This is a genomic window from Nostoc sp., assembly GCF_036917655.1.
Taxonomy (GTDB): Bacteria; Cyanobacteriota; Cyanobacteriia; order Cyanobacteriales; family Nostocaceae; genus Nostoc.
Genome location: NZ_JBALCY010000003.1, coordinates 100,041 through 112,869, shown reverse-complemented (window position 1 = coordinate 112,869; position 12,829 = coordinate 100,041). Strand labels below are relative to the sequence as shown.

The following is a 12,829-nucleotide window of genomic DNA, read 5'->3' as shown; positions in this document are numbered from 1 at the left end:
CCAGAAAGTCATTAAGACACTGTTGCTGAATGTCTTTCTAATAGCAACTCCTCTGTTTGTAGCTGTGCAAAAGTACTCTTTACGAACTCTGCGATCTCTATACGATTCCCACCGGGATCGCGGAGGAAAAACCGCACGCATCCTGGAAGTGGTCGTTGATCGGGAATAATATCTACCCCATGCCCTTTTAGGTGTTCCTCAAAACCGTTCAAGTTATCGACTTGGAAACAATAATGTCGTCTAGATGCTTGGTTATTGGCGTTTTTCTCTGTACTAATGTGCAGTTCAATGTCTCCCAACTTGTACCACGCTCCTGAATCGTTTTTCATTACCCCAGGTCTGGGAATTTCAGTCAATCCCAAAACTTTGCTGTAGAAAGACAGCATTGCATCCTCCACCTCAAGAGGATAGGTTACTTGAATATGATGAACTGCATCAAGCTTCATAAATTTTTCTCCTAGTTTGGATTAAATTTGGCAACGCTACAATCACCTTTTGCAGTAATACTGGCGTATTTCTAAAGTTTTTTTGTTCCAACTCACCAAAAACCTATGCGACAAGCTTTCCCATACTGATGCGTTCTTCAACGAGATAGCCAAGTTTTCTATAAAACTCAACTACTTCTGCGTTGGAGACACGAACTTGGAGATTAATTTTGAGGCATCCCATTGCGATTAATACCCTCTCTGCGTGCCGCACTAGCTTGCTACCAACACCCCGCCGTTGATATTGAGGACTGACCGCAATTGTGTATAACCAACCGCGATGCCCGTCATATCCTGCCATTATAGTGCCTAAAATTACAGAGGTAATCTCAGTAACAAAAAATAACTCAGGCTGTACAGCAAGCTTCTGACTGATTACCAATTTTGGGCTGCTATGCGACGGGTTATTAGGAAACACATCATCCCACAAAGCACTGACTGATTCAGCATCAGATTCTTAGTATGGTCTTATATTCATCTACATCTCTAAATCAAAGGACTTGCCTTTGCCCATTGTTTGTGAAATACTACTCTTCAAACTACGGTAAATTGATATATCTTAAGTAGTATTATACAAAACTTACCATAAAACATTTCCTCCTAAAAGCAATTGGAAGCTAATCCCTAAGATGACAAACACAGAAATTCGCACTACTCAAGTTAAACTTAACGTGAAAACCTTCCTAGAACCAGCTTTTAGATTGTCTCGTTCCCAGTCTCCGACTGGGAATGCCCTTCTAGAGGCTCCGCCTCGCTTGCTGGCGACAGAGCCGCAATTGAGCTGCATTTCCAGCCAGAGGCTGGAAACGAGATTTGAAAAAACTTTTAGCTTAAGTTGACACCAATGCACAGATGTGTGCCTCTAGTGAATGTCGGCAAATATTAGCCAAATAGTCAAAAGCAAAAAAAAATAAAGTATTATTTCCATGATTACGGCCTTCAAACAACCACGAATTAATATTTTTCAGCGTTTTTCACTATTTATATTACCTGGATTATTAACAATCTCAACTACCTTAATCAGTTGCTCAGTCCAAACCCCAAACTCAGAAAATAAAACTGCTGGTTTTAAAGCCAAAGTTGTCCGTATCGGATATCAAAGTTCTGGGGATATTTTCAGACTTAAAGGATTGACAGAAAAGCGTCTAAAACCTTTAGGTGTTTCCGTTGAATGGGCGCAGTTGGCCACAGAAAATCCGAAATTAGTGCGATTAGTTCTTGAGGAGATAGATAACACAGGCGAATGGGGTGATAAAAACCGCTCAGAAGTTGTAAAACTTACTATTCCTCACCTCAAAATTGATGAAGATATTTTAACAACAATGGTTGAAAGGCGAACTTACGGCTTAAGACCAATTACGCCAGAAATCATGGAAAATCAACAGCAGATTGCAGATTTGTTAGCTAAAAAAAAAGTAATTACTGAGCATATTAATATTAAGGAAGCGATGCTGACTAGCGAACAATATGCAGCCATTACACCGGAAAACATCAGTCAGAAATAGTGCCAGGAGATAGGAACATGGAAGTTTTTTGGTATTTACCTACACAGGGAGATGAGCGTTATTTAGGTACTACAATTGGCAGGCGACCAGCCACTTATCCCTATATGCAGCAAATCGCCCAAGCTGTTGATAAATTGGGTTATGGCGGGATGTTGATTGGTACTGGACAAAAACAGGATACCTGGATTGTAGCTACTTCGTTAATTTCAGTTACGGAACGCTTGCGGTTTCTTGTCGCCTTTCGTCCGGCAATTATGTCGCCTTCCTTGGCAGTCAGAATGGCTGCTACTTTTGACCAGATTTCTAACGGTCGAATTATTCTGAATGTTGTCACTGGTGGCGACACAAAAGAACTTGCTAAAGATGGAATTTTCTTAGATCATGATCAGCGTTATGAACTCACAGATGAGTTTTTGACAATTTGGCGATCGCTCATGCAAGGTGAAGAAGTAACCTTCAATGGTCATCACTTGAAAGTTAAAGGCGCAAAACTCGAATTTCCTCCTGTACAAAAGCCTTATCCCACTTTATATTTTGGTGGTTCTTCAGATGCTGCTCTCCAAGTTGCTGCCAAACACATTGATGTGTATTTAACTTGGGGTGAACCACCAGATCAAGTTGCCCAAAAGATTGCCAAGGTACGCCAATTAGCAGCAGAACAAGGTAGAACAGTCCGCTTTGGGATTCGGATGCACGTTATAGTGCGCGAAACTACCCAAAAAGCTTGGGATGCAGCTAATGAACTGATTCAATATGTGGATGATGAGACGATCGCTGCTGCACATCGGCGGTTTGCTCAATCTGAATCAGAAGGACAACGCCGTATGGCCCAACTACATAACGGTAATCGCAAAAATTTAGAAATTAGTCCCAACTTATGGGCAGGTGTTGGCTTAGTGCGTGGAGGTGCTGGTACTGCCTTAGTCGGAGATCCAGAGACAGTTGCAGCGCGAATGCTGGAATATGCCGATTTGGGAATTGATACCTTCGTTTTCTCAGGTTATCCGCATCTCGAAGAAGCCTATCGAGTCGCCGAATCATTGTTTCCTCTGTTACCAGTGCAAACTCCTGCGATCGCATTACCGCAGCAGGTTGCAAGTACATTTAGTGAATTTGTTACCAAAACAGATTTACTCAAACCACAACCAGTGTAAGCAATTCAAAATCACCAAACTTCTGTGCGCCCTTAGCTGGTAGTCAAAACAACACCTTGGCGCACAGTACGCTTGCGATCGCTTTTACGATTACCCCCAGCCATCTGCGTCAAGGCGGAAGTTCCTACAGTGAAGGCGGAAGTTGTTACAGACTGCACGAAACACCGAAACGTCAACCCTGGAGCCATATTTTTTGATGTATTAGGGACTTCCAACAAATAAACTATGCAATCTTGCTGGGATTGACCAAGATTTTGCACAAACCGATCACTTTGTGAGTCTATCCATTTCAGCAATAATGAAAACTTTCTTAATAATTTCACGCCCTCTTCTACCTCCCTTGAAAGGGAGGTAGAAGAGGGCGTGAAAGGATTGTTGTGTTTGAGATTGGTTTCATCGAAGGCATCGAGTTTAGAAAAAAACCTCTAACGTGATCGAAGAATTCCGAAATTGACTAATTGAGGAGTGGAGAAGGAAATAACAGTGTTTTTACCAATAGCGCGAGGGTAAGTAAAAATGTTCAAAAGAAAATCTTTCATCAATATCGTTCTTCCGATTGCTGTTTTGTTAGGAAGTTGCGGAGCTAATTTTCAATCTGTAGAAAACTTTAGCAAGAGCAAAGAGATTGTTCAACGAGCTTCTAATGATTTTGCTGAAGATATTTATCAATCTTGTTTACGACGTACTAGATATGTCAAACTAGTTATCAATGATGGAATCTCTCAGCGCAATAATCAGCGAGAAGGTTGTGAGATAACTGAACGAGTTGATTCTGATAATTTCAAAACCGTAGTCAGTATTTTAATTGACTATATGGATGCTCTAGGTGCTATAGCAAGCGGAAAAAATTTATCTTTAGATAACTCAATAGATAACTTAGGTGAAAGTATTAAAGATTTATCTATTAGCGGGAAAAGATTAGATGCAGATGCAGTGGATGGAGGAAGGGAAATCCTCAAAGTATTATTTGATTTAGTGACTCAAAAAAATCGAGAGGATGCTCTTCAAAAAGCGATTGTTTGTACTAATGAACCTATCCATAAATATGTCACTGGTAATTCTGTTCCAGCAACTGATAAAAATGGTGTTGATCTTTATCAACCTGCTACAGGAGGCTTAATATTTATTGTCAAAAACAACTATCTTAGTAAGGGAGGAACTTTAGGCATAGAAGCAAACGCAATTGATACTTACTATGAATCTTACTTTGCTACTTTATATAAGCTAGGTAATGATAGAGAAATCAATCCAAGTAATTATCAACAAGCTATCGATCGAATTACAGTAGGTGAAAGCTTAACAACAGATTACAACAAATCTATGGAAATAGTAGCTGAAAAAGAACAAGCAGCTAGGGCTTATAATCAAATTCTTTTTAGTACAGTTAAAACCCATAATCAACTAAGCAAAGAATTTGCAGAAGGGCTAAAATCAAAAGATGTTAATCGATTGTGTCAGTTTAATGCTAAGGTTTCATTCAAAAAGATTGATGAGAAAAAAATGAAACGTATTCAAAAAATTCTTAATGAATATGTCATCTCAGTTAAACCTTTAGTAGAAGAAGTTGATCGCGCTTTTTAACTAAGTGTTATTTAATCTTTTTCAATCGCTAATTGATCGTTTAAAAAAAGAGAATCATTGTTTATGTCCTTAACTAAAAATGCAATTACTAGACAGGACTGGGAAAATCCTTCTTCTTTGAGAGATAAAATACTAGAGCTACAGGTTGCTTTTCGGGAAAGAGCAAAAGACCTTTTCAAGAATCAAAAAATTAGTCCTAATGAATTTGATGAAATTGGTAATAAATGTCAAAAAGTTTTGGACTTTGTTGCGGAGATTAATAGTAGACAATTTAATCAAGTTTTAACCGATATGGATGAAGCAGTCAAAAAAATAATTGAGGCTACTAATTCTCTTGATAAAGCGGCTGCAAAAATTCAAGAAACTCAAAATTTTATTGATATTTTAAGTAGTGTAATCACATTAGGAGAAACTCTTTCAAAGGCCATTGTAAACACCAGTGTAGCTACAATCGGCACTTTAGTTAGGGAACTTAGAGATATTGGCGATCAGCTTAATACCTAATACCATTTCTTTATGAAGCAGCGCCAAATTTTCTTTATTTGTGTCCTTTGCGCCGTTAGCGGTTCGTTTCTAACATGTTTTGGCGCATCTTCATACAGAATTGATACAAGTAGTCAGACAGTGCGATCGCCTGTCTAATTAGTTCAATCCTTAGCTTAATAACTAGCCTTATTGCCATGATTGAAATTCATCAATGGCGCTACGAATTAAGGAAGTTATTTGAGCGCGACGGGTTTCAAAGTTGGCGGCGATATAAATCAGTAAAATGCCAACTAGCAAGCCAACAACCCATTTTAAAAAGGAGTACTGGAAGCTGAAAATTACTGATTGATAGATTGTAGTGATTAAAAAAGTGGCTGTACCAATGTAGAGAAAAGCCCGCACTCGCAAAGCTAATCCAGCAAAAATGGCAATGAGGCTGAAAATTCCAGGTATCCAGGCTGTATCTTGATCAAATAAAATTGCCCATCCACAAATTAAACCACTACCTAGCACTCTCAGAATATGGCGAGCGGCTTTATACTCTGGTAGTTTTAGTTGGGTATCTACTTGAGCAATATAAAGCAGTGATAAGCCAATTGGTGTCACGTACCACAAAGCATCAGTCAGGCGTAAGGAATCAAACCAGCGATAAAGTGCCCAATTAATCAACGCCACACTAATATAGGTAAAACGGATATTTTCACCCACTTTTGCGAGGAAAATGTAGAATCCAGCTGCGAGTAGCAAGGTAATAGGGTAAGTTTGCAGTCTGGTTTCCCATAAAATTATCAGTGGTATAACGTAGGCCGCTTGTTGCCAAGGTCTTTTAGACCAACCCCAACTTTCCCAAGGTAAAATGTATAGAAAATAAGCTATCACACAAGCGATCGCACCATTCCAAGGAACTAACGGCCCAGCCCAAAATCGCCCTACTGCTGTCTCGCGCCAATAAATCCTCATGCCGGCTACCTCTAATAAGCCAAGGTAAACCCACATTTCGGCTATTGTGATTCCTGCGAAGATGCTGGGGGAAGTGCGCGAATTTCGTCCCTGAAAGATGGCATAGCGAATCAAAAATACCCCCGTTCCCAATCCCACCAAACGGTTAACTCCAATGGGAAGAGGAATGGCAGCCATTAATAAACAGCTACTCCAAGCCCAATGAATATGGGCAATTCCTTTTAGTTCTTGGGGAGTCAGGCGTAAGTAGCTAACAAGCCAAGGCGAGAAGATGCGGTAAGCATACATGATACTGGCACCAAGGGCAGACATGGCAATCAATGCATCACCAAATGCTCCTCCTGAAGCTTGTAACATTTGATAGAACAAAAGTTCATAGGCAGAAATTGATCCGCCAATGATTCCTAAGTAAAGTAGGGGTTTAAAACTCTCACGCCGTCGTCCCACGCCAATGATAATTAAAGCTACACCCAAGGAATACAAACCTGTCCACTCGGTAAAGGTGTTCAAACGCAGCAATACACTAAATGCAGCATAAATTAATGGCAAAATGTGAAAACTGCTAGGAAGCCTTTCTAATTGATGTCGTCGTCGCCACCACTCTCCGACAAGTTGAGCAATTAAACCCAAGGCTATGTTAGCGATCGCAATTCTAACAATTGAGCGTTCCCCAAATCCCAGCACCTGGGCAGTCAACAATTCCAAAGACCAACCGATGCCATAAAATGCCCAATTTGTCGGTTCTCGCCAACTGCGATAAACAATGGCTGCCAAGGTGATAAAAGTGGCAATTAAGTATAAAAATCCCGAAGTAGTAAACCCTCGGAAAATCAGCACTGAGTACAGCGTCAAACCCAACAACTCAAAACCACACAATGCGATCGCCCACTTATCGCTGGCGGCTGCATATATAACTGCTAATTCGTTACCGCGTCGGCTCAAAACTGTCCGCGCAAACCATAGACTTAGAGTTGCGATCGCTGCTGCGACAAACCAACCTGCTAGTGCGAGGCGAGGTAAACCAGGCACACCCGTCCATAGCAGCGCCCCAATGAAACTCAGAACAAATCCTTCTGTAATTACCGCAGATATTTGGTTTCGCAAATAGCGCGTATTTGCAAACATCAGTCCCGCAGCCACAGCCAAACCGATTAATCTGGTTCCTGGTAGCTGTAAAGTAAGTAGCTGGGCAACTACCACAGCCAAGACACTCAAGTAACGACTAGTAGTCCGCCGCTCTATAATTGTGATATTGGCTACACTCGTGAGAGCTATCGGCGTAATTAGCCAAATGACTCCCCAATAAGCTCTGCTATCAGCTATGCCATACCAAGATGATTCTGCATTCATCCACAATAGGAAAAAACTAGCGGCGGCTAGTCCTAAACCGATGTCCCATGCACTACGTCGCCATAGTCCTTCACTAATACTAAATCCCCATTCTGCAACCATCAGAGCTAATAAAATACTTGCCCAGGCTTGTTGACTTAGGGTTGGTAACAGCCAATTAATGGTAGAGCAAAACGTCAGCACCCCCATGATGTGAGTTAGATATACCAAGGGAAGAGAGGAGGGGGAGCGGCGTTGAGTGACGAATGCGAGAGTGGTGGTGGAGAATAGCAGATTTAGCGATCGCAATGTGGGATTTACTAAAGCGATCGTTGTTAAAAAAGCTCCAAATAAGAGGGTGAGCAGTTCGCCAAACTTAGCTAATTCTCGCTTTTCGGTGCGATACAGGCTATCTGTGAGCGCCACCATCAAAACTACGTAGGGAAATAAAGCTATGCCCAGTAACGCCCCAGGTTCATTTTGAGAATTGGTGAGTTGGGTGCCAGTTGCGATCGCCCATTTTTGTACGCTATCAGGTACTAACCGCCAACCTAACCAAATCGTCTGTAAGCCGATGACAAAAACCGCAGCGAAGTCAACTTTTAAACTGTATCGCCGCAAGTGATTTCCCACATACCATAAACTCAAACCACTGACAGCGATCGCTTGCCAGGGATAACTGACTACCGAAACCAGCCAACCCAGGAAAAGTAAAATGCCACCGAGTTTTTCCCAGAGTAAGAGGGATGAGGGAGACGCGGGGGATGAGGAGAATATTACTGTTGCTCCCCCTGCTCCCCCTGCCTCCCCTGCCTCCCCTGCCTCCCCTGCTCCCCCTGCCCCCTGCCCCCTGCCCCCTGCCCTCTTCCCTCCCTGCTGTGCTAACCAAGTCACCAACCAGCCGCAAATACCAATAGCTAACCCCAATTGCGTCACATCTACCCCAGTAACAAAAATCGCCCGCACTAGCAGCACTATCAAAGCATAAATAATTACAGCAGCAGGTAAACTAATACTTGTCCTACGGCGATCGCGCCGATCTTCCTCGCTGATCGGATTAGGCTGTTGGTAATTGTGATAAACAGTAATGATAGTTGTGCCGATCATTGCCACATAAACAGCAATTAAGGGAAATCCTCTTAATTGCCAACCCCAATGCAGATAACTCAACCCCAGAATATTTGCTAGAGGTAATTTACCAGTATGTAAATTGGCAAAAATAGTCCGATTTTTGGAGAGTAAAACAGTAATAGCGGTGAGAGTGGGACAGGCGATCGCAACTACAATCCAATCCACAGGATTTTGCCACAACCGAAAGCTATCTATTGCCCAAAAGTTCACTGGGACTAACAAAAGTGTGACAATCAGCAATGTCTGAGCTGTCAATCTCAGGTTGCTTTGTCTAGTCGCCCAGAAGCTTAATCCCCAGAAACTCAAAGTATAAGCAAATAAAACTCCATACTGTCCAGAGGCGGGAAATCTCTCCCACTGACTCGCAGCCAGTACCCCAGAAGACACCACTACCAGGAATACCCCTAGAAAAAGCAGCCAACGGACACTCAGTTCTGCCCCCAAGGACTGCAACATTGTGCTGATAAAGTTGGGTTTAGCTGGTTTTTGTTGCGGTTGTCTACGGCTACTAGATTGTAAAGCTGTTACGGGCAACTGCTGCACGGAGTCAGAAGTTACAAACGCCACCTTTGTTTCGGCTTCAGCCTGGGGTTGCAACACCACCGCACAGACGAGAAACTCTTGACATAGCTGCCTAACTTGGGTATCGGATATCAAACCTAAGCGCAGCCATATATCTAGTCCTTCTAATAACTGAGGATGGGAAGATGGCAGTCTGATTTCAAATTTTAGCGGGTGGTCAAGAGGCAATGACATAAGCCGCAGCCATATGAGTATATACTTAAATCATGGGTTTAATTAAAGTATATTTTGAATCTGATTGTGCCACTTATTAGGCTAATTGATATTAATTTTTAACCTCCGAGCGATATTCAAATGCCAACTATCTGCTTTTAGGTTCCGCATTGCAGTCTCCCAACCGTTGGACTCATATTTGATTTTTGAAATATACGTAGTGGCATGGCAAGGCTAACGCACCACCTGAAGGTTTCGGTGCCATACTCTCGGCGATAATACAACGCCAGTTGCTACAACGGAGGGAACCTCCGCAACGCACTGGCTCCCCTACACATACTTAGATTTTTTCACGCCATCAAATCGGATTGCTATAGATCCGCCTGGATCTTTAGTTGAAGGAGATTTTGTTATCGGAAATTAAAGGGTTTAAGACCCTCTACGTCTAAATGTAGCCGACGCTCGTAGACTTGCGAACGCTCCGCTATTGGTTTCAGTTGGGGTTTAAATTCCCGTCTGAAAATATCTTTAATGCGTGAATGCGTGAATGCGTGAATTTTGAATTGTTATTCCCCTCACTTTGTCTCTTCCAGTAATAGAATTAATAACGAAGCCTTTGTAAAGCCTTCAACTATCAAAAGATAGAAGCTCTAGGAGCAGATTTGAGAAAATGTAGAAAAACGAAAATCTGTATTCAAAGTACGCTTGTAGCATCTAAACGCTTGTAAGATTTTTATGACTTCCCGTATTCGCTTTTTAATGTGTCCCCCTGACCACTACGATGTAGACTATGTGATTAATCCCTGGATGGAAGGGAATATTCACAAATCATCGCGCGATCGCGCCGTGGAACAGTGGCAGGGATTACACCAGATCCTCAAACAACACGCCATTGTAGACTTAGTACCACCTGAAAAAGGCTGGCCTGATTTGGTTTTTACCGCCAACGCTGGCTTAGTACTGGGGGATAACGTTGTCCTCAGTCGCTTTTTGCACAAAGAACGTCAGGGAGAGGAGCCTTTCTTCAAACAATGGTTTGAGGCAAATGGTTATACAGTCAACGAACTTCCCAAAGATTTGCCCTTTGAGGGAGCAGGAGATGCACTGCTGGATCGGGAAGGACGCTGGTTATGGGCGGGATACGGTTTCCGCTCGGAATTAGATTCTCACCCTTATCTAGCTAAATGGCTGGATATTGAGGTGCTATCCCTGCGACTCATAGACGAACGTTTCTATCACCTGGATACCTGTTTTTGTCCCCTAGCAAATGGCTATTTGCTGTACTATCCAGGCGCTTTTGATTCTTACTCCAACCGCTTAATTGAAATACGAGTCGCACCAGAAAAGCTGATCGCAATTGAAGAAGCCGATGCAGTCAATTTCGCTTGTAATGCGGTGAATGTGGATAGCATCCTGATCATGAACAAGGCGAGTGATGTTTTGAAAACCCGCCTTGCGGATGCAGGTTTCCAAGTGCTGGAAACGCCACTTACCGAATTTCTCAAAGCTGGTGGTGCAGCTAAATGCTTAACTCTGCGGGTAACAGAACCAGTTAGGGATGAAGTCCATGCCAATGTCTCGGTAGAAAGCCGCGTCATTCGGATGGAAGGACACTTGCTGGATGCTGGCTTAATTAACCGCGCTTTGGATTTGATTATAGATGCCGGGGGAAGTTTCCAAGTCCTAAATTTCAACTTGGGAGAACAGCGCCAAAGTACCTCAGCCGCTGAGGTGAGAGTATCAGCACCGTCTCATGAGGTGATGGAAGAAATCATCTCTTTATTGATTGATTTGGGTGCAGTAGATTTACCACATGATGAGCGAGACGCTATCTTGGAGCCTGTAATCCAAGATGGTGTAGCGCCCGATGATTTCTACGTCAGTACAATTTATCCCACAGAAGTCCGAATTAATGGTAAGTGGGTGAAGGTGGAAAATCAGCGGATGGATGGCGCGATCGCAATTACCCAAACTGCCAATAGCTTAGTTGCTCGGTGTAAAATACTCCGCGATTTAAAAGTTGGCGAACAAGTAATTGTAGACGTGTTAGGTATCCGTACCATCCGCAAAACTGAATCGCGCGAACAACGCAGCACCCAAGAATTCAGCTTTATGTCGGCGGGGGTTTCTAGCGAACGGCGCGTGGAATTAGTGGTTGAGCAAGTGGCTTGGGAATTGCGGAAAATCCGCGATGCTGGTGGTAAAGTTGTGGTCACGGCTGGGCCGGTGGTGATTCACACTGGTGGCGGTGAACACCTGGCGCAACTGGTTCGGGAAGGATATGTACAGGCGTTGCTAGGTGGTAATGCGATCGCAGTTCACGACATTGAGCAAAATATCATGGGCACTTCCTTGGGTGTAGACATGAAGCGGGGTGTTGCCGTTCGTGGTGGACACCGCCATCACCTCAAGGTAATTAATAGTATCCGTCGTTATGGCAGCATTCCCAAAGCTGTGGAGGCGGGGGCAATTAAGAGTGGCGTGATGTATGAGTGTGTCCACAATAATGTACCTTTTGTGCTTGCTGGTTCCATTCGGGATGACGGGCCTTTGCCTGATACCGAAATGGATTTGATTAAAGCACAGGAGGAATATGCCAAACACCTAGAAGGTACGGAGATGATTTTGATGCTGTCATCGATGCTGCACTCGATTGGGGTGGGAAATATGACTCCGGCTGGTGTGAAAATGGTGTGTGTGGATATTAATCCAGCTGTGGTGACTAAGTTAAGCGATCGCGGTTCTGTAGAATCGGTGGGTGTGGTGACAGATGTGGGATTGTTCCTCAGTCTGTTGATTCAGCAGTTGGATAAGTTGACAAGTCCCTATGTTAATAAGGTACGTTAGGAAAACGTAGACCTGAAAGGGCTTCCCGCAGGGTACCGCAAAGACGCAGAGGACGCAGAGAAAGGGAATGACAAGAGTAGCTTTCAGTGAAGAGTTGCAAGTTAATTGGGTGAGTTTGATTGCTGATTTTATGCTGGCGGGGATGGTTTTTGGCCCGCCAGTGGCTCCCTTTCTGGCTGCGTCTGGGGTGTGGTTGCTTCCTGGGATTGCGGACATCATTTATTTCATGGGTAATCATGTATGTCCGCAACCAGCTATGGGGTTAGATTTAGCACCACCGTTTATTATGGCTGTGTGTATGCGCTGCTACGGCACTGTCACGGGTTTGCTGATTACTCGTCTGCTGTATGGAGTAACTGGTGGTAAGGGATTTTACTGGTTGAGTCAGTATGGCTTACGTGGTGCGGCTTTAGCTAGCGTGCTGATGATGGCTTATCCTTTGGAATTGGCAGGACAGGTTTTAGGTTTTTGGAGTTTTAATAACTATCTGGTTACGCCTTTTGGGTTGATTACGGGTTTGGCGTGGGGATTGTTTACTATGCCTATTTTGCACGGGTGGCATGGTGCTAAAACCAGCTTGGACGAATTGTAGATTTTATCTCACAACTTGTAGAGT

Annotated in this window: 10 protein-coding genes and 1 pseudogene; 7 read left to right on the top strand and 4 right to left on the bottom strand. The window is 43.2% G+C overall.

From position 1 onward, the window contains the following. Positions 1-11: 11 nt before the first annotated feature. Together V7K30_RS01985 and V7K30_RS01980 are read right to left on the bottom strand one after the other, a co-directional pair. Positions 12-446 (bottom strand): VOC family protein, encoded by a 435-nt coding sequence (locus V7K30_RS01985; protein ID WP_334996597.1) that lies wholly within the window; start codon positions 444-446, stop codon positions 12-14. 103 nt (positions 447-549) lie between these two features. Next, positions 550-927 (bottom strand): annotated as a pseudogene (locus tag V7K30_RS01980) (GNAT family acetyltransferase); the annotation flags it as partial. Between the two features lie 187 nt (positions 928-1,114). Between V7K30_RS01980 and V7K30_RS01975 the strand changes: the two are divergent. From V7K30_RS01975 to ssuD, 3 genes are all read left to right on the top strand, one after another. Beyond that, the gene (locus tag V7K30_RS01975) at positions 1,115-1,324 is read left to right on the top strand and encodes a hypothetical protein (protein WP_334996595.1); all 210 of its coding nucleotides are present in this window, start codon (positions 1,115-1,117) and stop codon (positions 1,322-1,324) included. An 87-nt stretch (positions 1,325-1,411) separates the two neighbouring features. Then, the gene (locus V7K30_RS01970; protein WP_334996593.1) at positions 1,412-1,990 is read left to right on the top strand and encodes a hypothetical protein; all 579 of its coding nucleotides are present in this window, start codon (positions 1,412-1,414) and stop codon (positions 1,988-1,990) included. Positions 1,991-2,007: 17 nt separating this feature from the next. Then, entirely contained in the window at positions 2,008-3,144 is a 1,137-nt protein-coding gene (ssuD, locus tag V7K30_RS01965; protein ID WP_334996591.1) for an FMNH2-dependent alkanesulfonate monooxygenase, read from the top strand. A 32-nt stretch (positions 3,145-3,176) separates the two neighbouring features. Here ssuD and V7K30_RS01960 read toward each other — a convergent pair whose 3' ends face one another. After that, positions 3,177-3,467: a hypothetical protein gene (locus tag V7K30_RS01960; RefSeq protein WP_334996589.1), complete on the bottom strand. Its 291-nt coding sequence runs from the start codon at positions 3,465-3,467 to the stop codon at positions 3,177-3,179. Positions 3,468-3,660: 193 nt separating this feature from the next. Between V7K30_RS01960 and V7K30_RS01955 the strand changes: the two genes are divergently transcribed. Continuing rightward, a complete protein-coding gene (locus V7K30_RS01955) occupies positions 3,661-4,725 on the top strand; it encodes a hypothetical protein (RefSeq protein WP_334996587.1) in 1,065 nt (354 codons plus the stop codon). Positions 4,726-4,788: 63 nt separating this feature from the next. After that, entirely contained in the window at positions 4,789-5,229 is a 441-nt protein-coding gene (locus V7K30_RS01950) for a hypothetical protein (protein WP_334996585.1), read from the top strand. A gap of 168 nt (positions 5,230-5,397) precedes the next feature. Here the strand turns inward: V7K30_RS01950 and V7K30_RS01945 are convergent, their stop codons facing one another. Continuing rightward, the gene (locus tag V7K30_RS01945) at positions 5,398-9,387 is read right to left on the bottom strand and encodes a DUF2157 domain-containing protein (protein ID WP_334996583.1); all 3,990 of its coding nucleotides are present in this window, start codon (positions 9,385-9,387) and stop codon (positions 5,398-5,400) included. A 714-nt stretch (positions 9,388-10,101) separates the two neighbouring features. Here V7K30_RS01945 and argZ point away from each other — a divergent pair. Together argZ and V7K30_RS01935 are read left to right on the top strand one after the other, a co-directional pair. Then, positions 10,102-12,213: a bifunctional arginine dihydrolase/ornithine cyclodeaminase gene (gene argZ, locus V7K30_RS01940; RefSeq protein WP_334996581.1), complete on the top strand. Its 2,112-nt coding sequence runs from the start codon at positions 10,102-10,104 to the stop codon at positions 12,211-12,213. Positions 12,214-12,280: 67 nt separating this feature from the next. Then, positions 12,281-12,805 (top strand): DUF2085 domain-containing protein, encoded by a 525-nt coding sequence (locus V7K30_RS01935; RefSeq protein WP_334996579.1) that lies wholly within the window; start codon positions 12,281-12,283, stop codon positions 12,803-12,805. Positions 12,806-12,829 lie beyond the last annotated feature (24 nt).